At 71.4% G+C, this 22352-nt stretch carries 21 protein-coding genes; 8 read left to right on the top strand and 13 right to left on the bottom strand.

The window, feature by feature from the left end:
• The 4 genes from DPA01S_RS07365 to DPA01S_RS07345 all read left to right on the top strand — a co-directional run.
• Positions 1-412 (top strand): RelA/SpoT domain-containing protein (locus DPA01S_RS07365; RefSeq protein ID WP_198150721.1); only part of this gene is annotated, 412 nt, incomplete at its 5' end.
• Positions 413-421: 9 nt separating this feature from the next.
• The gene (locus DPA01S_RS07360) at positions 422-685 is read left to right on the top strand and encodes a hypothetical protein (RefSeq protein ID WP_061914972.1); all 264 of its coding nucleotides are present in this window, start codon (positions 422-424) and stop codon (positions 683-685) included.
• A gap of 372 nt (positions 686-1057) precedes the next feature.
• On the top strand, positions 1058-1975 hold the full coding sequence (locus DPA01S_RS07350) for a leucine-rich repeat domain-containing protein (protein ID WP_061914966.1): 918 nt from the start codon (positions 1058-1060) through the stop codon (positions 1973-1975).
• Positions 1976-2164: 189 nt separating this feature from the next.
• Positions 2165-4834, top strand: a complete 2670-nt coding sequence (locus DPA01S_RS07345) for an ATP-dependent DNA ligase (protein WP_061914963.1) — start codon at positions 2165-2167, stop codon at positions 4832-4834.
• Between the two features lie 281 nt (positions 4835-5115).
• Here DPA01S_RS07345 and DPA01S_RS07340 read toward each other — a convergent pair whose 3' ends face one another.
• Complete coding sequence (locus DPA01S_RS07340; protein WP_061229464.1) at positions 5116-5616, bottom strand: DUF6328 family protein; 501 nt, start codon at positions 5614-5616, stop codon at positions 5116-5118.
• 215 nt (positions 5617-5831) lie between these two features.
• Here DPA01S_RS07340 and DPA01S_RS07335 point away from each other — a divergent pair, with 215 nt between their 5' ends.
• Positions 5832-6377: a hypothetical protein gene (locus tag DPA01S_RS07335; RefSeq protein WP_061914960.1), complete on the top strand. Its 546-nt coding sequence runs from the start codon at positions 5832-5834 to the stop codon at positions 6375-6377.
• A gap of 77 nt (positions 6378-6454) precedes the next feature.
• Positions 6455-8071, top strand: coding sequence for a helix-turn-helix domain-containing protein (locus DPA01S_RS07330; RefSeq protein WP_061914957.1), 1617 nt, complete (start codon positions 6455-6457; stop codon positions 8069-8071).
• A 385-nt stretch (positions 8072-8456) separates the two neighbouring features.
• Here the strand turns inward: DPA01S_RS07330 and urtE are convergent, their stop codons facing one another.
• From urtE to DPA01S_RS07270, 12 genes are all read right to left on the bottom strand, one after another.
• Positions 8457-9158 carry an urea ABC transporter ATP-binding subunit UrtE gene (gene urtE, locus DPA01S_RS07325; RefSeq protein WP_082767786.1) on the bottom strand — a complete coding sequence of 234 codons (702 nt, stop codon included), beginning with the start codon at positions 9156-9158 and terminating at the stop codon, positions 8457-8459.
• A complete protein-coding gene (urtD, locus tag DPA01S_RS07320; protein WP_109149046.1) occupies positions 9155-10057 on the bottom strand; it encodes an urea ABC transporter ATP-binding protein UrtD in 903 nt (300 codons plus the stop codon). The genes urtE and urtD overlap by 4 nt, the downstream gene beginning before the upstream one ends.
• Positions 10054-11217 (bottom strand): urea ABC transporter permease subunit UrtC, encoded by a 1164-nt coding sequence (urtC, locus tag DPA01S_RS07315; RefSeq protein WP_061915022.1) that lies wholly within the window; start codon positions 11215-11217, stop codon positions 10054-10056. Before urtC ends, urtD begins: the two co-directional genes overlap by 4 nt.
• Before the next feature lie 146 nt (positions 11218-11363).
• On the bottom strand, positions 11364-12248 hold the full coding sequence (gene urtB / locus DPA01S_RS07310; protein ID WP_061914954.1) for an urea ABC transporter permease subunit UrtB: 885 nt from the start codon (positions 12246-12248) through the stop codon (positions 11364-11366).
• A gap of 108 nt (positions 12249-12356) precedes the next feature.
• On the bottom strand, positions 12357-13589 hold the full coding sequence (gene urtA / locus DPA01S_RS07305) for an urea ABC transporter substrate-binding protein (RefSeq protein WP_061915019.1): 1233 nt from the start codon (positions 13587-13589) through the stop codon (positions 12357-12359).
• Positions 13590-13905: 316 nt separating this feature from the next.
• On the bottom strand, positions 13906-14907 hold the full coding sequence (locus tag DPA01S_RS07300; RefSeq protein WP_232303055.1) for an urease accessory protein UreD: 1002 nt from the start codon (positions 14905-14907) through the stop codon (positions 13906-13908).
• The gene (gene ureG / locus DPA01S_RS07295) at positions 14904-15539 is read right to left on the bottom strand and encodes an urease accessory protein UreG (RefSeq protein ID WP_061914951.1); all 636 of its coding nucleotides are present in this window, start codon (positions 15537-15539) and stop codon (positions 14904-14906) included. Before ureG ends, DPA01S_RS07300 begins: the two co-directional genes overlap by 4 nt.
• A 49-nt stretch (positions 15540-15588) precedes the next feature.
• Positions 15589-16791 carry an MFS transporter gene (locus tag DPA01S_RS07290; protein ID WP_083324295.1) on the bottom strand — a complete coding sequence of 401 codons (1203 nt, stop codon included), beginning with the start codon at positions 16789-16791 and terminating at the stop codon, positions 15589-15591.
• 172 nt (positions 16792-16963) lie between these two features.
• Positions 16964-17809 carry an urease accessory protein UreF gene (locus tag DPA01S_RS07285; RefSeq protein ID WP_061914946.1) on the bottom strand — a complete coding sequence of 282 codons (846 nt, stop codon included), beginning with the start codon at positions 17807-17809 and terminating at the stop codon, positions 16964-16966.
• Entirely contained in the window at positions 17806-19974 is a 2169-nt protein-coding gene (gene ureC / locus DPA01S_RS07280; RefSeq protein WP_083961794.1) for an urease subunit alpha, read from the bottom strand. The genes DPA01S_RS07285 and ureC overlap by 4 nt, the downstream gene beginning before the upstream one ends.
• Before the next feature lie 59 nt (positions 19975-20033).
• On the bottom strand, positions 20034-20840 hold the full coding sequence (locus DPA01S_RS07275; RefSeq protein WP_061914941.1) for a sirohydrochlorin chelatase family protein: 807 nt from the start codon (positions 20838-20840) through the stop codon (positions 20034-20036).
• Entirely contained in the window at positions 20837-21157 is a 321-nt protein-coding gene (locus tag DPA01S_RS07270) for an urease subunit gamma (RefSeq protein WP_007630531.1), read from the bottom strand. Before DPA01S_RS07270 ends, DPA01S_RS07275 begins: the two co-directional genes overlap by 4 nt.
• Before the next feature lie 326 nt (positions 21158-21483).
• Here DPA01S_RS07270 and DPA01S_RS07265 point away from each other — a divergent pair, with 326 nt between their 5' ends.
• Both DPA01S_RS07265 and uraH read left to right on the top strand, forming a co-directional pair.
• A complete protein-coding gene (locus DPA01S_RS07265; RefSeq protein ID WP_061914936.1) occupies positions 21484-22017 on the top strand; it encodes a 2-oxo-4-hydroxy-4-carboxy-5-ureidoimidazoline decarboxylase in 534 nt (177 codons plus the stop codon).
• Positions 22014-22340 carry a hydroxyisourate hydrolase gene (gene uraH, locus DPA01S_RS07260; protein ID WP_198150722.1) on the top strand — a complete coding sequence of 109 codons (327 nt, stop codon included), beginning with the start codon at positions 22014-22016 and terminating at the stop codon, positions 22338-22340. The genes DPA01S_RS07265 and uraH overlap by 4 nt, the downstream gene beginning before the upstream one ends.
• The last annotated feature ends 12 nt before the right edge of the window (positions 22341-22352 follow it).

Genomic DNA, 22352 nt, shown 5'->3' with positions numbered 1-22352 from the left:
GGATATCGGCGGCGTCCGAGTCATCCTCCCGGATCAGGCGGCGGTTCGGATGCTCGCCGATCGCATTGCACAGCGCTGGGACGTTCACCGGGATCGCGACTACGTCAGTAAGCCTCAAACTACGGGGTACTGGGCTCGTCACATCGTCGTCATCCGAGACTCCCGATTCGTCGAGATCCAGTTCCGCACACCCTGGGAGCAGTCTTGGGCGGACGCCGTTGAGGCAGCGGACAACAGACTCGGCCTGACGCTCAAAGACGGCATCGGACCCGAGTCGATGATCACCTACTTCGCCCTCGCAGCAAAGCAGCTGCGTGCCCGCGAGTTGGGGACTAGTGTGGATCGGGCTACCCTTGAGGCCTTTCGCAAAGCCCGCGAGCAGGTCGTTCACGAGGGCTACTACAAGGCATAGGAGGCTACGGTGGCGCAGTCGCTGATTCACTTCCTTCTTGTCTACAGCTTCGATGCCGGGAGACTCATCCGCGAGGAGGAGTTCACCGACACACGGCTGGCGGTTACTGCCTACGAGGCTGCTGAGGCTGAGTTCCGCAACAGCGACGAAGTGGCGCGGTTCGAGGTCGTCTTAGTGGGCGCCGACAGCATCGAAACAGTAATGCGGACCCACGGGCATTACTTCAAGGACGCCGACGAAGCGATGTTCGCGGACCTTTTGGCCAGCCACTAACCCCTCCGGAGCACCGCACCCGGGCGGGGGCTGGCGCGTGTAGCAGAGCACGTCCAACCGGCGGACGGAACTCCGGCGGGGAATCGGCGGGCTCGTCGTCGTCACATAGCCACGCCCACACCCAGTACGGCGACGGGCCGCTCCCACGGCACCGACGCGGGGCGCGGCCTCGAGGCGGTGTGCCAGATGAACAGCGACACCCCTTCGGTGAGAATGTCCACATAAAAGCCGATAGAAGCGCTAAGGTATGACGGCAACGCGGTCGACTCCGGGCCTGCCGGCCAGCCCGACCGCGTGCGCCCCACCCACGCGTCTCCCGCCATCTCCCCTATCAGACGGTGCGGCGCGCCCGACTTCCCAGGAAGATCCCCCATGCCTTCCGCGCTGCCCGCCACTGCCGCCGCGACCCGCCGCCACCTGTCGCTCGTTCTCGCTCTACTACTGTCGTTCGCCACGCTGGGGGTGCTCGCCGCGGCGCCCGCGCGAGCCGACGACTGGACCGGCGTCGTGGACGGCCTGGTCTACTCGGTCGACACCGGCGCGCCCGCCGAGGGAGCCGCCGTCATCTCCGGAGCCTCCGGCGCGACCGAGGTCACCATCCCGAGCACCGTCACGATCGACGGCATCGACTACGCCGTGACCGCTGTCGGCAGAGGCGCGTTCGCAGCGGCCGGGCTGGAGTCGGTCACCCTGCCGGACACGCTCGAGGCCATCGGCGACGAGGCGTTCGTCAGCAATCAGTTGGCGACGGTGACCTTGCCCCGGCACCTCACCCACCTGGGCGAGTACGCGTTCAAGAACAACACGCTGACCTCGCTGACGCTGCCGGACTCCCGCGAGGGCGTCGAGCTGGGCACCGCGAGGATCGACGACATCGTCCAGACACCCGGCTGCGGAGTGGAGCTCACCCTGGTCATCCGCACCTCTGCCGAGGAGGGCCCCGGCAGGTGGGCGTCCATAGGCCCGGGCGACTTCGCCGAGGTCCGCCCCGGCGGGACCATCCGTAGGGCCGGCATCATCAGTCCCGACTGCGAGCAAGCGGCCAACTCGAAGACCACCGCGCTCTCGGCGGGCCGGCAGTACGAGATCATCATCCCGATCGCACTCGACGACTCCGCGCAGCAGGCCATGCTCCGGCCCGACGGGACCGCCGGGTGGATGTTCGATCTGCCGCCGCTGCCCAAGGTGACCGCTACGACCAGCCCGTCCGCGTCGCCGCCCACCTCAAGTCCGGCCACGGCCCCGGACGAACCCAGCGTCGAGACGTCGGTGAACACCGCCGCGGCATGAGCCGCGCTCGGCGCGCACGCCCCGAGGCCGGCTCTCGGTAGACGAACCACAGCCGCCCTCGCCCCTCCGGTCGGTCCCGCACACGACGCGCGGGGCCGGCCGGTCGAGTTGCGGCCCTCGTCGTCGTCGCCACCTGATCCGCCCACCGAGCCGGTCGCCAGTGTCCGAGTCGGATGCGAGAGTGGTCCCATGGCGACTAAGGGGCAGAAGGAGTCGGTGAAGGTCGACGGGCGCACCGTGCGGTTCACCCACCCCGACAAGGTGCTCTACGAGGCCACCGGCACCACCAAGGCCGACGTGCTCGAGTACTACACGGCCGTCGCGCCGCTGCTCATCACCTACGCGGGCAACCGGCCCGTCACCCGCAAGCGCTGGCCCGATGGCACCGACGCCGACTCCTTCTTCGAGAAGAACCTGCCCCAGCACGCGCCGGACTGGGTGCCGAGCGTGGCGATCGAGCACTCCTCGCGCACCGTCCGCTACCCGGTGCTGGACTCCCCCGCGACCCTCGCCTGGTTCGCCCAGCAGGCCGCGCTCGAGCTGCACGTACCGCAGTGGACCCTCACGAACGGCGAGCCGGGCAGGACCCGGCGGATCGTCATCGACCTCGATCCGGGTGAGGACGTGGATCTGGATACGACGGCGAAGGTCGCCCTCCGCGTCCGGGACCTGCTGTCCGAGGCGGGACTCGAGTCGTTCCCCGTGACCAGCGGCTCCAAGGGCATCCACCTCTACGCCCGGCTGGACAAGGCCGTCACCGCAGCCAGCGCTTCCAAGGTGGCCAAGCAGATCGCGCAGTCCCTCGCCAAGCAGACCCCGGACCTGGTCACGGCCACCATGAAGCGCTCGATTCGCTCCGGCAAGGTGTTCGTGGACTGGAGCCAGAACAGCGGCGCCAAGACCACAGTCGCCCCCTACTCCCTGCGCGGGCGGGCCGAACCGTGGGTTGCCGCGCCCCGCTCGTGGGAGGAACTCGGCGACGGCGGCCTGACGCACCTGCACTGGGACGACGTCCTCAAGCGCCTGGACTCCGACGGCGATCTCCTCGACGGCCTCGAAGGCACGGCCAAGAAGGGCGGCTCCGCCAAGGAGAAGGCGTCCTCGTCCGGCTCGACGTCGCGGGCCAAGAAGTCGTCCGGGGGCAAGAAGAGCTCGTCGTCGTCGGATGATGAGGACCCCGACCGCGCGGCCACCCGCGCCGCCGAGGCCGAGGGCTGTGACGCCTCCCCCACCAGCGAGGACGCGGTGGTCACGAGCCTGGCGGAGTACCGGCGCAAACGAGACCGTCGCAAGACGCCCGAGCCGTTCGAAGGCGAGGTCGAGACCGATCGCTCCGACGGCGACGGACCCATCTTCGTGATCCAGGAACACCACGCGCGCCGCCTGCACTACGACCTGCGCCTCGAACACCACGGGGTCCTGGCCTCGTGGGCCGTGCCCAAGAACCTGCCCACCGAGCCCAAGGACCGCCGGCTCGCGGTGAACACCGAGGACCACCCGCTCGGCTACGAGACGTTTGAGGGCACCATCCCCAAGGGCGAGTACGGCGCCGGCCACATGACCGTCTGGGACCGCGGCACCTACGAGTGCGAGAAGTGGCGCGAGGACGAGATCATCGTGTGGCTCGACGGCGAGAAGGTCTCCGGCCGGTACGTCCTCGTCCGCACGAGCGCCGAGAAGAACCAGTGGATCGTGCAGTACATGAAGGACCAGTCGCCCGACTCTTTCTACGGCGGGCGCGACAACCCCAAGTCGCGCTACCCCGACGACGACAAGTCCCCCTCGCGCTCCGGCGGCAGCTCCGGCGCGTCCGACGGGTCGGGCAAGTCCGGCGGGTCGGGCAAGTCCGGCGGGTCGGGCAAGTCCGGCCGCGCGGCCCGCTCGACCTCCTCCGACCGGTCCGACAGCGCCGACCGCCCCGACGCGCCGCCGCTGCCCATGATCCCCACGGCCGCCGAGGTGACCGAACTGCCCGACGACACGTGGGCGTTCGAGGGCAAGTGGGACGGCTACCGCGTCACCCTCGCGACCGACGGCGCACAGACGCGCCTCGTCAGCCGCAACGGCAACTCGATGGACTGGCTCGCCGACGGCTTTCCCGGGCTGGCCGAAGCGCTCGAGCGGCGGGCCGTTCTCGACGCCGAGTTGGTGATCCTCGACGCCAACGGCGTGCCGGACTTCGCGTCGCTGGCCAAGCAGGCCGCCGCCGAGGGCAAGGACTCGTCCCTGCCGCCGGTCGAGCTGTTCGTCTTTGACGTGCTCGAGGTCGATGGCGTGGACCTGCAGAAACAGGCGTGGGAGCGCCGCCGTGAGGTGCTGGACCTGCTCGCGCCGGCACTGCGGGAGGTCGATCGAGTGCACGTGCCGGAGGTCCTCAACGGCCCCGGTGACCGCGCCCTGGCCGAGGCCGAGGAATACGGCTGGGAGGGCATCGTCGCCAAGCGCCGCGACTCGAAGTACGAATCCGGCCGCCGTTCCAAGGCCTGGCTCAAGCAGAAGCTGCTCACCACGACCGAGGCCGTCGTCGGCGGATGGCGGCCCGGCAAGGGTGGCCGCTCCGGCTCGCTCGGCTCCCTCCTACTGGGCCTGCCCGCCGAGACGGGGCTGGCCTACATCGGTCGCGTAGGTACCGGGTTCACCGACAAGCAGGCCCGCGCCCTGCTCGACGAGCTCGAGCCTCTGCGCCGGAAGACCAGCCCCTTTGTGGAGCAGCTGCCCGCCGACGCTCGCCGCGACGCCGTCTGGGTGACGCCCAAGATCGTCGTGGAGGTCCGCCACCAGGGCTTCACCGACGACGGCAACATGCGCCAGCCCTCCTGGCGCGACATCCGCCGCGACAAGCTGCCCGGAGACCTGTAGCACCAGCACTCGACCTCTGTCCGGTGTCCAGGGACAGCGATGTCCGCAGATTGGCACTAGATCGCGACTTTTCAGTCCAGAGTGGCAATGAGTCCCAATCAGTTTCCCAATGTGGGTACAGAGTGCGAAGAGCAATGTTGGTCGGGCTCCCGCCGTCGCCAGGGCCTCGGTTGCCACTATGCATTAGCTCTGACCTGCAGTGCCCTGAACACGGGCCGCAGGGCACCGCAGGTCAAGGCGGGTGGCGGCCTGCCGGGCTACTCCCCCACCCGCGGCCGCGGTCACAGCTCAGCGACATACGGATTCGTCACCGCACCGCGCCGTAGTCGGGCCGGGATCACGAACAGCATCACCACGACGAAGACGGCCATCGCGGCCGCAGCGGTGAGGCCGCCTGCTGTGCCCGTCACCAGAGTGAAGATGAGCGCGACCAGACCGACCATCGCGACGGACAAGATCGCCAACCCGGCGCGGGCCAACGTCGCGGACAAGCGGAGCACGCGGTCCTTGCGGTGCGAGCGGAACACCGCGCGGTGAATCATCACCGGGGCCAGCAGCATCACCGACGAGATCAGGGTGAGCGACAGGACGACGAGATACAGGGCCCTGGCACCCCAGCTGATCTCCGCGAACCGCTCCTGGAACGGCACGACCAGCAGGAAACCGATCAGCACCTGACCGCCGGTCTGGACGATGCGCAGCTCTTGGAGCAGCTCGATCCAGTTGCGGTCGATCCGCTGCGCCTCGGTCTCGTCGCGCTCCCGGGGTCGGTCCACGTCCATGCCGCTCCTCTCTCCGCGGAACCCTCATCGTTCCCCGGCCCGCCGGCGTCGACGGGCGTTTCGCCGGGAATCGGAGTTCCCCGCCGGCCCGCCGGGACCGACTCGACTCGCCGGGTGATGGCGGCGCAGGCGGGTAGGCGGACCTCGTCGTCGTCGACCCTCTCTTCCCTGAAGCGCGGCGCGCGGCGGGGCGGCGGGTCGGGCAGCATGAATGCATGGTCAAGTCGTCGAGTACCGCCGCCGTCGCCGCCGCCACCGGCCGCTCGTGGGAGGACTGGGTCGAGCTGCTCGACCGCGAGGGCGCCCGCGAGCTCAAGCGCACCGCCATCGCGCGGCTGACGCTGCAGCACATGCCCGAGTCGGTGGAGCAGCGCGAATGGTGGGCGCAGCACGCCGCCGTCGCCTACGAACAGCACACCGGGCTACGAGTCCCCGGGCAGTCCTGCGACGGCGACTTCCAGCTGTCCACCTCGAAGACCGTGGCCGGCGACAAGGACGCGGCACTGCAGGCGTGGGTCGCGCTCGTCGGTGAGCGCGAGGAGTTCGGCGGAGTCGAGATCGAGGCGGAGCCGTCCACCTCGAGCACCGAGAAATGGCGCTACTGGCGGGTGCCGCTGGCGGACGGGACCCGCGTGGCCCTGAACTTCAGCGACAAGGCCGGCGGCAAGTGCACCGTCGGCGTGGTGCACACCAAGCTCGACTCCGCCGAGGCCATCGAGTACTGGCGGCCCGTGTGGAAGGAGATGCTGGGGCAGCTATGAAGCCCAGGGGTTGATGCCTTTGACGCCGAGCGGGTGGAAGTGGCGGCGGTCGAGCAGGGCACCCCGCCGGCCAGATCGTGGGCACCGACCTGGCGTACGTCATGCTGCTCGACCCCGAGCGCGGCGACACCTACATGCGCACGGCCGAGGGCGCGACCAGCCCCCGCTTCGACACCATCCGCCTCGGCATGGGCCTCGGCCTGGGCGGGCAGGTCGCCGAGGCGATGGCACCCCGCTGGACCCGTAACTACCTCGCCGACGAGCAGTACACCCACGTCATCGACCCGATCATCCTCGAAGAGGGCCTCACCGCCATCCTCGGCGTCCCCGTGCGCACCTTCGGCCGGCTCACCGGGATGCTGTTCACCTCCGACCGCACCGAACGCGACTTCACCCAGGACGAGATCACCCTCCTCGCCCTGCTCGCCGACCAGGTCTCCGCCGCCCTCACCGCCGCCGAACGCGCCACCCGACGCCGCCGCGAACTCGACGCCACCCTCGACGCCTTCGACGCCGCCCACGCCGAGACCGCCCGCCTCGCCGGAATCGTCGACCTCCACGAACGCCTCACCCGGCTGGTCGTGGCCGGGGCCACCGTCCCCGAGATCGTCGACCTCGTGGTGGACATCGGCGGAGGCTCCGCCGCCGTGTTCGACCTCGCCCACCGGGAGATCGGCTGGGCGTGCCCGCCCGAGGGACCGCCACTCGACCTGCTGCGGCGGGTCGTCGACGACGTCGCCGCGGACACCGAGCGGACCGACGGACCCGTCACCCGGTCGGTGGACGGCCACCTCGTCGTCGTCACCCCGGTCGTCACCGGACCCGACCACCTCGGGTACGTCACCTTCGCCAGCCGCGGCCCCGTCCCCGCGATCGGGCGGGCGCTCGGGCGCGTGGCCTCGGTGATCGCGCTGATCCTGCTGGGGCACCGCGCGCGCGACGAGGCCGACAACCGCGTGCGCGGCGAGCTGCTGGCCGAGGTGTTGGCGCCCGGCGAGCACGACCTCGAGGCCATCGGCCGGCGCGCCGCCCTGCTCGGCGTGGACGTCGACACCGACCTCGTCGCGCTGGTCATCACCCCCGCCGAGGAGCGGATGCCGCGCGCGCTGCAGGCCGAGTGCCGCGCGCTCGCCCGCGTCGACGACGGCTTGGTCACCACGTACGGCGACCGCGCCGTCATGCTGCTGCCCGGGTCCGACGCCGGGGCCACCGCCCGCGATGTGGCCGCCCGGCTCGCCGCGCATCAGGCGACCGTCGGCGGCTCCGGGCCGATCGCCGGGGTGGCCGGCCTCGCCGATGTGGGCGATCACGTCGAACGCGCCCGCCGGGCCGCGCGGCTGCTCATCGCGCTCGACCGCGCCGGTTCCGGTGCCGCCGCCGAGGAACTCGGGCTGTACGGGCTGCTGTTCAGCGAGGCCGACCGCGAGTTCGTGGGGCAGTTCATCGAACGCAACCTCGGGCCGGTGCGCGCTGCCGACCGGGCGCGAGGCACCTCCCTCCTCGACACGCTGCAGGCCTGGTTCGCCTCCGACGGCAGCCCGTCCGCGACCGCCGACCGGCTGTTCGTGCACGTCAACACCGTCTACCAGCGGCTCGACCGCCTCGACACCATTCTCGGGCCCGGCTGGCGGCGCGGCGACCGGGCGCTCGAGCTGCGGCTCGCGCTGCGGATGGCCGAGCTCCGCGGGGTGTGAGCGGGCGCCGAGTCGGGCCGCCTACCGCCTCGACCCGGCGGCGCGGGCTGCGGGCGCGCGCAGCGGGCGCGGGCAGCGAGCGCGCTGAACTGCGGTGCCTTGAACCCGCGGTGCCCTGAACCCGCCTTCCAGGGCACCGCCGATTCGGCAGCACTCACGGCGAAATTGGCAGCAGCGAGGGCGGCTGAATCGCACTTTCTCCACCCTGGCTGCTGCCAAACGTGGCTGCGGCTGGTCAGACGGTGGCGTCCCGAACGGCCACGCCCTCGACTGCGGGGAAGTTACTCTTGGCGTATCCGGCGATCGATCGGATGCCCGCGATGTTGATCGCTACCCGGCCTACTGACCTGCGGCGCCCTGAGCAGGAGGTCGAGGGCGCCACCGCTCAGATCGCCAGCGCCGCCGAGACGTCGTGGGCGGCGGACGCGTCGGAGGCGCCCGAGTGCGAGATCCGCCCGGACTCCAACACGTAGTAGACGTCCGACGCGCGCAGCGAGAAGCCGACGTGCTGTTCGACCAGCAGAACGGACAGGTCGCCGCGGGAGGCGAGCTCCACGATGATCCGCTCGATCTCGGCCACCACGTTGGGCTGGATGCCCTCGGTGGGCTCGTCCAGCACCAGCATCCGCGGCTCGGTGATGAGCGTCCGGGCGATCGCCAGCTGCTGACGCTGACCGCCGGAGAGGAGGCCGGCCTTGCGATCGAGCAGCTCGCGCAGCGCCGGGAACAGGTCCAGCGACTCGTCGATCAGCGCTTTACCGCGCCTGCGGCCGTCGGCGACCAGCTGCAGGTTCTCGGCCGTGGTGAGCTGGGTGAACGACTGCTGTCCCTGCGGGACGTAACCGATCCCGCGAGCCACCCGCGCGTGGGGGCGCAAGCGGGTGATGTCCTCGCCGTCGAAGGTGATGGTCCCGCCCTTGCATGGCAACAGCCCCACCGCGGTCCGCAGCAGCGTCGTCTTGCCGGCGCCGTTGTGACCGAGGATCGCGGCCACTCCCCCGGCCGGGACCTCGAGGTCGACACCGTGGACGACCTCCGAGCCGCCGTAGCCCGCGCGGACGCCGGTCATCTTGAGCAGTGCGGTCATCGTGGGGTCTCCTCGGTCTCGTCTGCCAGCTCGGTGCCGGTCGCGGCGGCGGTGCCCAGGTAGACCTGCTGCACCTTGGGGTCGGCCTGGATCTCGGCGACGGTGCCCTCGGCGAGCACCTTGCCCGCGGCCAGGACGGTGACGGTGGTGGCGAAGGCCCGCATGAAATCCATGTCGTGCTCCACCACCACGACGGTGCGGTCGGCGGCGATCCGCTGCAGCAGTTCCCCGGTGGCCTGCCGCTCCTCGGCGCCCATGCCGGCGACGGGCTCGTCGAGCAGCATGACGTCGGAGTCCTGCACCAGCAGCATGCCGATCTCCAGCCACTGCTTCTGCCCGTGCGCCAGCACCCCGGCTTTGGTGCCGGCCAGGTGCTCGAGCCCGATGGTCTCCAGCGCCTCGGTCACCTTGTCCTCCCGGCCGTGGCGGCGCCGCAGCAGGGTGAGCGGGCCGCGGCGGGCGCCGGCGGCGATGTCGAGGTTCTGCTCGACGGTGAGGTCCTCGAACACCGACGCCGTCTGGAACGTGCGCCCGATGCCCATCTTGGCGATCTTGTGCGTCTTGAGCCCCAGCACCGGCTGGCCGGACTTGTCGACGGTGCCGGTGGCGGGCACGAGCCCGGTGATCGCGTCGACGACGGTCGTCTTTCCGGCGCCGTTGGGGCCGATGAGGAACCGCAGGTCGCCCTGGATCAGGGTGAGGTCGACGCCGTCCACGGCCTTGAAGCCGTCGAACGTCACCGTCAGGTCGCGGACCTCGAGGTAGGTGCCGGCGCCTCCTTCCCCGGAGCGAGTCCGGGCGTTCTTGCGGGCGCCGGAGCCGGGCAGGCCGATCTCGGCGCCGGTCAGGGTGCCGGCCGACAGCGCGGCACCGATGCCGAAGGCGGTGGACGGGGTCATCGGGACTCCTCGGGGGAAGCGGCGCCTGACGCCGTCGAATCGGGTCCAGGTTCGGCGGTGCCGGTGGTGGCGGGCCGGTCGGGGGTGGCGGAGCTCGTCGTCGTCGTGGTCGTCGTGGTCGTCGTGGTCGGCTCCTGGCCCTTGGCGCGCCGACGTCGCATCACGAACAGCGACGCCAGGCCGCCGGGCAGGAACCCCACCACCACGATGAACAAGATGCCCTGCAGGTAGGTCCACTGCGACGGGTAGGCCTCGGAGAACGCGGTCTGCGCCCAGGCCACACCGATCGCGCCGAGCACCGGGCCGAGCAGGGTCGCGCGGCCGCCGATCGCGACGCCGATGAGGAACGCGATCGAGGGCGCGATGCCGATCGCCGACGGCGAGATGATCCCCACGATCGGCACGAACAGCGCCCCGGCGAGCCCCGCGGCGAACGCGGCCACGGCGTAGGCGAACGACTTGACCATCGCCGGGTCGTAGCCGAGGAACCGGACGCGCTCCTCCTGGTCGCGCACGGCCACCAGCAGCTCGCCGAAGCGCGACTGCATGAGCTGCCGCACCAGCAGCACCACCGCGAGCAGCGCCCCGCCGGCGAGGAAGTACAGCATCCGCCGGTTGGCCGGGTCGGACAGCGCGAACCCGAAGAACCCGGTGAAGCGGTTGAGCCCGTTGGACCCGCCCAGCTCCGGCCGGCTCACGAGGAAGATCGCGGCGGCCGCGGCCAGGGCCTGCGAGAGGATCGCGAAGTAGGCGCCCTTGACCTTGCGGTTGAATACCAGGTAGCCGAACCCGAACGCCAGCAGCGGCGGGACCAGCAGGATCACCGCGAGCGTGAACCCGGGCGAGGCGAACGGCACCCAGTAGCCGGGCATCTCGCGCATCCCGGCGATCTGCATGAAGTCGGGCAGCGCGTCGGCGCCGCCGCGGTCGCGGGCGTCGGAGATTTTGAGGAACATCGCCATCGCGTAGGCGCCCACGCCGAAGTACACGCCCTGGCCGAGGGTGAGCATGCCGCCACGCCCCCATGCCAGACCGATGCCGCTGGCGACGATCGCGTAGCAGAAGAACTTGGCCAGCAGGCTCAGCCGGAAGTCGGACAGCAGCGCGGGCGCGAGGCCGAAGATGATCAGCGCGGCCACCGCGAGCGCGGCCCAGAACATCCACCGGGGCCGCTCGGCGTCGCCGGTCAGCAGGCGCCGGGCGCGGGTGCGCCGGGGCGGCGCGGCGGCGGGATCGGGGGCGGTGGTGGCAGCGGAGTCGGCGGAGTCGGCGCCGCCAGCCGCTCGGGTGACGGAGATGGTCTTGGTCATGCCAGGCTCCTGGTCTTGACGGCGAACAGGCCCTGCGGTCGCACCTGCAGGAAGAAGATGATGGCGACAAAGACGAGGACCTTGGCCACCGAGGCGGTGGTGGAATATTCGAAGAACGAGTGCAGGACCCCCAGCGCGAACGCGGCGATCACCGCGCCCCGCAGCTGGCCCAGTCCGCCCACGACCACCACGAGGAACGCGTCGATCAGATACGACTGGCCGATCGTGGGGCTGGTCGAGCCGATGAGGGTGAGCGCCACGCCCGCCACGCCGGCGAGACCGGAGCCGATGAAGAACGTGGTGATGTCGGTGCGGCGGGAGCTGATGCCGGACGATTCGGCGAGGTCACGGTTGAGGGTGACGGCGCGGATGCGCCGACCCATGGGCGTGAACTTCATGGCGGCCATCACAGCCGCGACGCACGCGATCGCCAGGACGAAAATGAACACGCGGGTCAGCGGCACGGACGCGCCCAGCAATTCGACGCTGCCGCGCAGGAAGTCGGGCACCGCCACGTTGACGGCGGGGGCGCCCCAGATGTCGCGAGCGATCTGCTGCAGCACCAGGCCCACGCCGAACGTCACCAGCAGGGTGTCGAGCGGACGGGCGTAGAGGCGGCGGATGAGCGTCACCTCGAGCAGCACCCCGAGCAGGCCGCCCACCACGAACCCCAGCACGAGCGACAGGGCGAGGCCGGCGCCGGAGGCGGCCATGATCTGCTGTACGACGTAGGCGGTGTAGCAGCCGGCCATGATGAACTCGCCGTGCGCCATGTTGATGACGCCCATCTGCCCGAAAGTCAAAGACAGGCCGAGCGCGGCGAGTAGGAGGATGGAGCCGATGCTCAATCCGGTCGCGAGTTGTCCGATGAGGATGTCCACACCGGCTCCTTTCTGGCGGGCCCCGCCCTTCCCCGCCCCCGGCCCCGGTTCAGGGCCGGGCGGGAGCGGGGGGTTCGGGCGGGCCGGGCGGGTCGGATCGAGCGGGCGTCAGTTGCCGGACAGCTCGCCGGCCCAGTCGTAGGTCTCGAGGAACGGGTCGGGCTCGATGGGCTCGCCGGAGGTCCAGACCTCGTAGATCAGGCCGTCGGGGCGGATCTCGCCGACGATGGCGGTCTTGGAGATGTGGTTGTTGTCGCCGTTGATGGTCACGGTGCCCTCGGGGGCGTCGAAGGTGACGCCGTCGGCAGCGTCCTGAATGGCGTCGACGGCGAAGGAGTTCGCCTTCTCGACCGTGTTCTTCCACAGGAAGACGGAGGTGTAGGCGGCTTCCATGGGATCGGAGGTGACGCGGTTCGCGCCGTACTTCGCCTTGAACGCGTCGACGAACGCGGTGTTCTCCGGCGAGTCGATCGTCTGGTAGTAGTTCCACGAGGTCAGCTGGCCGTCAATATTCGCGGCGCCGATGCCCTGGACCTCCTCCTCGGCGATCGACACGCTCACCACCGGGGTGTCCTCGGCGGACAGGCCGGCGTTGGAGTACTCGCGGAAGAACGCCACGTTGGAGTCGCCGTTGAGCGTGTTGAACACGGCGTCGGGGTTGGCCGTGCGCACCTTGTTGACGATGGTCGAGAAGTCGGTCGAGCCGAGCGGGGTGTAGTCCTCGCCGAGGATCTCGACGTCGTTGGCCTCGGCCCACGCCTTGATGACGCGGTTGGCGGTCTGCGGGAAGACGTAGTCCGAGCCCACGAGGTACATGGACTTCGCGCCCTGCTCCTTGAGGTACTCCAGGGCGGGGACGATCTGCTGGTTGGTGGTGGCGCCGGTGTAGAAGATGTTCTCCGAGGCCTCGAGCCCCTCGTACTGCACGGGGTAGTACAGCAGCGCGTTGGCGTCCTCGACCACCGGCAGCATCGCCTTGCGGGAGGACGAGGTCCAGCCGCCGAAGATCGCGGCCACGCAGTCGCTGGTGATGAGCTTCTGCGCCTTCTCGGCGAACACGGCCGGGTCCGAGGCGCCGTCCTCCACCACGGGGACGATCTGCTTGCCCAGCACGCCGCCGTCGGCGTTGATCTGCTCGATCGCCAGGGCCACCGAGTCGCGCACGGTCTTCTCGGAGATCGCCATGGTCCCGGACAGGGAGTGCAGCGAGCCGACCTTGATCGTGTCCCCGGCGGTGTCGACGCAGGACTCGGCAGCGCCCGCGGTGGCGGTGTCGCTGGTCTTGCTGCCGCACGCGGTGAGCGCGCCCGCGCCGAGGACGACCAGTCCGGCGGTGGCCAGCGCGCGCCGGGTGCGGCTCGGGCGCCGGGCTCGGCTCGGGCGCTGGCTCTGACCGGAAGAGAGGGAGGTGGAGTTCACGTGATTGACCTGACCTTCACTGACCGGCTGTCGAGGGTTCCCGCGGGTTGCGAGGCTCGAAGCGCGATGCGGATAAAGGTATGGACATCGTGTGAGTCGGCTGAGTCGCCGATGTTTCGCGACCGTTGCCTCTACCGGCGTTGTGTGAACGCTGCGTGACGCAAGTCAGGCGGCCGTGCGGCGGGCGCGGGATGCCGGGATGCCCGCTGCCGGGAGGCGGAGGCAGTTCCCCGGCCGGTCAGCTCTTGCGCAGGTCGGTTGCCGCCGCTCCGAGCAGGTGCACACGGGCCGCCGACCACACCGCTCGCACGGCGGCCTCCACGTTCTCCTGCCCCCGACCCAGCACCCGCAGCCACGCACCGCAGCCGTCGGGCAGGGTGCTCACGCCACAGCGCACGGCCGATCCCGCCACCGCGCTCGTCGCGCCCCCGAGCCCGTCGGCCGCCTCTCGCATGACCCGGGCGAGTTCCTCGGCCGGGCCGGGCGCGACCACGAACAGCGTCCCGATCGCGTCGGCGTCGCCGGTGACCAGCGGATGCCCGGCCTCGTCGCGGGTGACGCGGGTCGTGTCCACGACGAGCGGGACACCGCCGGGCCGGGTGATCTCCACCGCCGAGACGTAGGCGTCCACGTCCCAGCTCTCCCCTCGGGCCACGCGTCCGGCGGTGAGTACGTCGGCGGCGATGAGCGTCGCGCCCTCGGGCACCTCGGCCCGCAGTCGCTGTTGGAACCGGCTGCCGCCGTACGGGATGAGCGGGTCGGGCAGCCACTCGCACACCGCGCCGGCGCCCAGTTGCAGGGCGACGTTCTGCGTGGCGTAGCCGACGTCCATCCGGTGGACGCGGTTCGCGGCCTGGGTGGTGACGAGCGCGTGCGCACCCTCGGCGAACCGGATGTCCATGTCGAGCCGGTCGCCGCCGACGATCCCGCCTCCGGTCGACATGACGAACACCACGGGCATGCCGGGCATCGCCGGGTCGAGGTATAGCGGCCGCATCACCTGCAGCGGCGACTTCTGGAAGCGGTCGGCCAGCACCGTCCGCCCGGCTGGGTCGCGGGGATCGAGCCGGAAGTCCAGGTCCAGGACGCCGACCTTGCCGGGCGAGCCGACGGGCAACGCGCCGGGCCCGGTCTGCGGTCCGGCAGCGACGACGGGCCAGACGAACCCCGGGTCGGCGGCGCGGGTGAGCCGGTCGCCCGCTGGGCCGATCTCTCGTCCGGTGCCGCGCGGCGCGCTCACTGGGCGGGCAGCAGGTCCGCCCGGCGCGACTCGAGGTAGTCCAGCACCTCATCGATGCCGGTGCCGGACAGGCAGTCGGTGAGCGCGACGGGCTTGCCCGAGCGGACGCGGTCGGCGTCGGAGGACATGACCTGCAAGTCGCAGCGGACGTACTGGGCGATGTCGATCTTGTTGATCACCAGCAGGTCGCATTCGGTGATGCCAGGCCCCCGCTTGCGGGGCATCTTCTCCCCCTCGGCGGTGTCGAGGACAAAGACGAAGAGGTCCACCAGCGCCGGCGAGAACGTCAGCGTGAGGTTGTCGCCGCCGGACTCGAAGATCAGGGTGTCGACGTCGGGGTGGTCCTCGAGCATCTCGGCGCCCACCGCCAGATTCATGGTGGGATCGTCGCGCACGGCGGTGTGCGGGCACGAGCCGGTCTCCACGCCCACGACGCGCGCCGGGTCCAGCACGCCGACCAGGGTGCGGCGAACGTGCTCGGCGTCCTCCTGCGTGTAGATGTCATTGGTGATCACGGCCGGGGTGCGACCCCGGGCGATCAGCTCGGGGACCAGCGCCTCGATGAGCGCTGTCTTGCCGGAGCCCACCGGTCCACCGATCCCGATCCGCAACACCTGCTGTGCCTCTGCCATGGGCGAGACGCTAGTGCAGTCGTGTTTCGATTCTGTTGCGCGCTCTGCTCTAGTTCCTCGGCAGGACCAGCGCGGCCAGCAGGGTCGCGGCGATGCCCAGGCCCAGCACCATCGCGACGGTTCCCGGCCATCCCGCCAGCTGCAGAAATATCCCGCCCACGAACCCGAACAGCGACGAACCGCCGTAGTAGCCCAGGTTGTACAGCGACGAGGACTGGGAGCGCCCCGCCACCGCCGCCGACCCCGCCCAGCCCGAGGCCACGGCGTGCGCGGCGAAGAACCCCACCGTGAGGATCACCGTGCCGGCGACGATCGCCCACAGATCGACGACCAGGGTGAGCGCCGTGCCGGCCATCATGGTGAGATTCCCCGCGATAAGCACCGGCTTGCGGCCGAAGCGGGAGGCCAGCACTCCGGCCCGGGGCGCCGAGACGGTCCCAGCGAGGTAGGCCAGGAAGATGAAGGACACCAGCCAGATGGGCAGCGAGAACGGCGGGTCCGCCAGGCGGAAACCGAGGAAGTTGTACACGGCCACGAACCCGCCCATGGTGAGGCAGCCCTGCAGGTAGATCACCCACAACGTCGGCGACCGCAGGTTGCCCAACAGCGCGGCCATCGCCTCCCGCAGCCGGGTCACGCGCGGGGTGAAGTTCTGGGCGCGCGGAGCGGTGCGCAGGAAGACGAGCACGCAGATCATCGCGAGGCCCGTGACCGTGAGCATCCCGAGTTCCCAGCCGACCGCCTGGCCGACGGGCGCCGCGATGATCCGCCCGGCGAGGCCGCCGACGGTCGTGCCGGACACGTATGTACCCGCAGCGATCGCGGCGACCTTCGGGCTGACCTCCTCGCTGAGGTACGCCACGGCCAGGGCGGGCACGCCGCCCAGCATGAGGCCCTCGACGAACCGCAGGGCGAGCATCCACCAGAACCCGGGCATGACCGTGATCAGCGCGGCGCAGAGGCAGGCCAGGGCGATCGCGGTGAGCATCGCCTGCTTGCGGCCCACCGCGTCGCCGACATACGACCACGGGATCACGCCCAACGCCACCCCGAGGGTCGCGGCGGAGATCATGAGCGCGGCCCGGTCGGGGCTGACGTGGAGGTCGTCCGCGATCAGCGGAAGCAGCCCCTGCGGCGAGTAGAGCTGGGCGAACGTCGCGACACCGATGAAGAACAGCGCCGCCAGCAGCCGGCGGTACGGCGGGGTCCCCAGATGCAGGCCCACGCCGAAGCCAGCCGCGTCCTCGTTCACAGGCCCTCCCGGTTCGTCGCGAACGCGGGCCAGCGTAGGCCCTCGCCCTCGTCACGCCGCCGGGTGGCCCGCTCAGCGGATCATCGTGACCTGGGCCGCCCTGCAGGGACCGCTCAGGGCACCGCAGGTCAGAGCCGGTGCGGCCGGAGGCGCGACGGGGCGGCCGCTGTGGTCAGGACGCGAACAGCCGCGCCTCGGCCCGCTCGTGGTGGCACGACGCCAGGTCCAGCACGGGCGCGAACCCGCCCAGCTCTTCGAGCGTGCGGCCCACGGCGGCGTCGGTGACCTCGGCGATCACCGGGGCCGCGCCGCGGACGAGGGCCTGCGCACTGCGGTGATCAGCCAGGCGCAGCCGCAGCGCGGCGCCCGAGAGGCTGATCACCAGGGCGGTGAGGTCTGCGGCCACGGCCTCGCGCTGGCTCAGCCCGCCGCGGGCGTACACGACGCCCATGACCACCGACTGCGATCCCGGCGACCGGCGGGCCCGGACGTGGTCGTTCCACGCCGAGACCACCGGGTCGTCGAGCAGTTCGGCGGCCAGGTCGAGCACCTGCGTGCCCGTGCGGGTGGCGCCGTCGCGGAACTCGCGGGTCAACCGGGTGGCGTGGAGCCGCTGGTCGATGCAGGTCAGGGCGGCCAGCAGCGGGGAAGGGTCGGGGCCGGGGCCGGGGGGCGCGGGAGCGTCGGGGGCGCCGGGCGCGCCTGGAGTGCCGGACGCAGGAGCCGGCCCGCTGTGCTCCCGCGTCGCCGCCCACGCGAGGGCCAGCGCGGTCGCCTCGGCGGGTCCGGCGGAGTGGCGCAGGATCCCGTGCACGGCGTCGGCCACGGACAGCGGCCCGGCGGGCCCGACAGCACCCGCCTCGCGCAACCCCTCCAGCCCGTGCGAGAGCGTGTACATGCCCGAGGGGAACGACGAGTCCGTGAACTGCAGGGCCAACAGCAACGTCGACAGACCCGCGCGACCCGTGCCCTGCTCACGGCTCGCAGGGCGGCGGCCCTCGTCGTCGTCGGTACTCACGCCAGGTAGTGGAGCTGGGCCAACGGCAGCGTCGTGGCGGGGGCGATGGTGGCGGGCTCGCCGTCGACGGTGACCACGTAGGTCTCGGGGTCCACCTCGATGGTCGGGCAGCGGTCGTTGCGGACCATGTCCTTCTTGCCGATCCCGCGGCAGCCGCGCACCGGCAGGCACGGCGAGGTCAGGCCCAGCTGCTCGGGCACGCCCGCCTCGATCGCGGCGGCCGACAGGAACGTCACGCGCGTGGACTGCAGCGCCCCGCCGTACGCGCCGAACATCGGGCGGTAGATCACCGGCTGCGGCGTGGGCAGCGAGGCGTTGGGATCGCCCATCGGCGCCCACACGATCATCCCGCCCTTGATGACCAACGACGGCTTGGCCGCGAACGACTCGACCGGCCACACCACCAGGTCCGCGAGCTTGCCCGGCTCGATCGAGCCCAGGTGGTCGGCGATGCCGGCGGCGATCGCGGGGTTGATGGTCATCTTGGCGACGTAGCGCAGGACGCGCTCGTTGTCATTGGCCTCGCTGTCCTCCGGCAGCGGCCCCCGCTCGACGCGGCAGTGGTGCGCGGTCTGGAACGCCCGCTGCCACGACTCGCCGATGCGGCCCATGGCCTGCGAGTCCGAGGAGAAGATCGAGATGATGCCCTCGTCGTGCAGCACGGTCTCGGCGGCGATCGTCTCGGCGCGCACCCGGGAGTCGGCGAAGCTCACGTCCTCGGGGATGTCGTGCGACAGGTGATGGCACACCATCACCATGTCGAGCAGCTCGTCCACCGAGTTCACGGTGTACGGCAGGGTGGGATTGGTCGAGGCGGGCAGGACGTTGGGCTCGCCGCACACGCGCAGGATGTCGGGCGCGTGGCCGCCGCCGGCGCCCTCCGAGTGGAAGGTGTGGATGGTGGAGTCGCCGAACGCCGCGCGCGTGTCTTCGTAGAACCCGGACTCGTTGAGGGTGTCGGTGTGGATCGCGACCTGCACGTCATACTGGTCCGCCACCTCCTGCACGCAGCGGATCGCCGCGGGCGTGGTGCCCCAGTCCTCGTGGATCTTCAGCCCCGCCGCGCCGGCCACGATCTGCTCGACCGCCGACTCCGGCTGAGACGTGTTGCCCTTGCCCAGGATCCCGATGTTCACCGGCAGCCCGTCGGCGGCCTGCAGCATCCGCCCGATGTTCCACGCGCCCGGCGTGCACGTCGTGCCCTTGGTGCCCTCCGCCGGGCCGGTGCCGCCGCCGAACAACGTGGTCACGCCGTTGCTCAGCGCCTCGTCGACCTGCTGCGGGGCGATGTAGTGGATGTGGGTGTCCACGCCGCCGGCGGTGACGATCTTGTGCTCGCCAGCGACGACCTCGGTGCCGGGGCCGATCACCAGCTCGGGATGCACCCCGTCCTGCAGGTGCGGGTTGCCGGCCTTGCCCACGGCGACGATCCGGCCGTCGCGCACGCCGATGTCGCCCTTGACCACGCCCAGCACCGCGTCGACGATGGTCGCGCCCGTGATGACCAGGTCCAGCGCCCCCGAGGCCCGCGTGCCGGCCGGGTCCTGCGCCATGCCGTCGCGGATCGCCTTGCCGCCGCCGTACACGGCCTCGTCACCGTAACCGGGCGAGCCGTCGGTGGTCACCGCGTTGTGGTCGGTCGTGACCTCGATCGTCAACGCCGTGTCCGCCAGGCGAAGTCGGTCACCGACCGTGGGTCCGTAGATGTCCGTGTAGGTGGCGCGCGGGAGCACGGTCGGCGGGCCCTCGGCGACGGGCACACCGTCGGGCGGCGGGCTCACCTCGTCGTCGTCGACCTCACTGAGAAATCCCCGCTCGCGCATTCTCTCGAGCGCCCGCTGCCGCACGCCGGGGTCGTCGAGCGGGCCGTCGACCAGGCCGGAGAAGCCGTGACAGACGCGCGCGCCGGCGAAGTCCACGAGCCGCACCGTCCGCGTCTGGCCGGGCTCGAACCGCACAGCCAGCCCCGCGCCGATCGCCAGGTGCCGCCCGTACGCCGCGCGCCGGTCGAAGCGCAGCTCCCGGTTGGCCTCGAAGAAGTGGTAGTGCGATCCGACCTGCACGGCGCGGTCGCCGGTGTTGGTCACGCGCACCTCGATCGTGCCGCGGCCCGCGCCGAGGGTGATGTCTCCACTGCCGTAGAGGTAGTGCACCGATCCGGACATGGGGCTCCTCGGGTTCTCGTTCAGGGGTCAGTGCGGGTGGGGGTCAGTGCTGGTGCAAGTCAGTGCGCGTGCGTGTAGACGGTGCCGTCGGCGGCGACGTGCGAGTGGGCGTAGCCGTGGCCGTCCTCGGCATCGTGGGCGGCGTCGATGCCGTCGTCGCCGTGGTCGAGCCGGTGGATCGCGTCGGCGACGCGCGTGTCGAGCACGCTGCGGATCGCCGCCGCCCCGAACAGGTGGGCGCCCTCGCCGGGCAGGTCGAGGCCGGTGACGGGCGCGGGCGCGAGCGTCGCCGAGACCAGCGCGGGCCGCCCGCCGCCGAGCGCGCTGACGCGTTCGAGCCCCTCGCCGAGGTCGGGGTCGGGCTCGTCGCCGCCGTGGAACGCCACCTCGACCAGGCCGGGCCGCCCGTACTGCCGCGCGAGCCGGGCGACGCGGTAGAGCTCGGCGTCGGCGAACGGGTCGATCGCGCGGCTCACCACGAGCGCCGAGCACACCGCACCGTGCCGCCGGATCACCGCGCGCAGGCGGCTGACCAGCAGGGTCGCATCACCGAACGGCGCGGCCAGCGTGACCCGCGCGCCACCCGGCAGGCGGCCCCGGAGGTCGCGGAGGGTGCGCGCCGCGTCGGCGATCACCGTGGGCGCGCGGCCGAACGTCATGGGGACGACGACGACAACGCCACCCTCCCCCGCCGGCGTGTGAGCCAGGCCCGTCACCACGTCGGCGAGATCGCGGCCGGGTCGCGCCGCCGGGATGCCGAGGTCAGGCATCCCCTCGGACTCCGGCCCCAGGGCCGCGACGATCCGGGCGGTGGCCGGGTCGGTGTGCGCGTGGCTGTGGCTGTGCGCGTGCGCGGGGCCGGTCACGCGCTCTGCTCCACCGGCCCGATGGGGTCGTGCACCGTCACGAGCTTGGTCCCGTCCGGGAAGGTCGCCTCCACCTGGATCATCGCCAGGCGCTCGATCACGCCGTCCATGACCTGGCCCGCGTCGAGGACCTGCCGGCCGAGGTTCATGCACTCGGCGACCGTGCGGCCGTCGCGGGCGTGCTCGACGATCTCCCACGAGATGAGCGCGGTCGCCTCGGGGACGTTGAGCAGCACCCCGCGGTCGAGCCTGCGGCGCGCGACCTCTGCCGCGGTGAACAGGGTGAGCTTGTCCAGTTCGCGGGGGGTGAGCTTCATGCGTGGTCCTCTCGTTCGCGTCGACCGGTCAGAACGCTAGCGACGTTGTGTGTCGGCCGTGTTACGCACCGCGGCGGCGTCCTGACCTGCGTTGCCCTGACACCGCCGAGCAGGGCACCGCAGCTCAGACGGGGGCCGGGGGACGGACGCGGGGACGGGCCCGGGGCGAGCTCAGCGAACTTCCGGGTGGCGCCCACAGCGCGTCGACCTGAGCTGCCGTGCGGGGGTCCGCCAGGGCCCCGCAGGTCAGGGCGGCGATTGTTACGACGTGTTACGGCCGCCGCGTATGCCTCGATCGGGGCCGTCGCGGCTGCCACGATGAGCCCATGCCCCAGACTTCTGCCGCCCCGACGGCGAACGACGACCCCGCGCTGCGCGAACTCGACTCCGTGCCCGCGGACGACCTGCTGCCCGTCCTCACCGGGCTCTCCGGCTCGGGAGCCTGGGCGCGGGCGATGGTGAGGGGCCGGCCGTACGGCTCGCGGGACGCGCTGCACGCCGCTGCGCGGCGCGTGCTCGCCGCGCAGAGTGACGCAGAGGTCCTCGCCGCCGTCGATGCGCACCCGCCGATCGGCGCACGCGGGCCGGTGAGCGAGGCGTCGGCCAGAGAACAGAGCGGAGCCTCCGGGGCGGACGCCGACACGAGCCGTCGGCTGGCCGAGGGGCAGCAACGCTACGCCGAGCGGTTCGGGTACGGATTTCTGATCTGTGCGACCGGACTGAGCGCCGAGCAGGTCCTCACCGAGCTCGATCGACGGCTGGCGATGTCCCCGGAACAGGACCTCGCGGCCACCCGCGAGCACCTGGCCCGCATCAACACACTCCGCCTGGACCGCCTCCTCGAGGAGGGCTCCCTCTGATGTCTCTCAGCACCCATGTCCTGGACACCGCCGCCGGCACCCCGGCGGTCGGCCTGCACTACCGACTCAGCGACTCGGGCGGGGCCGACCTGGCCTCCGGGGTCACCGACTCCGACGGCCGCGGCCCCGACCTGGCCGCGGTCGCACTCGCCGCCGGTGTGTACCGCCTGCACTTCGACACCGGCGCGTACCACCGAGCCGCCGGGGTCAGCGGCTTCTACCCCGAGGCCGTGGTGTGTTTCGAGGTGACGGACCCGGCCGCGCACCATCACGTGCCGCTGATCCTGTCGCCGTTCGGCTACAGCACCTACCGCGGCTCCTGACCTGCGGTGCCC

It is taken from the genome of Dietzia papillomatosis NBRC 105045 (assembly GCF_001570845.1).
Classification (GTDB): domain Bacteria; phylum Actinomycetota; class Actinomycetes; order Mycobacteriales; family Mycobacteriaceae; genus Dietzia; species Dietzia cinnamea.
Note: the sequence above shows the minus strand (reverse complement) of the source record. Positions and strands in the feature narration are given on the sequence as shown.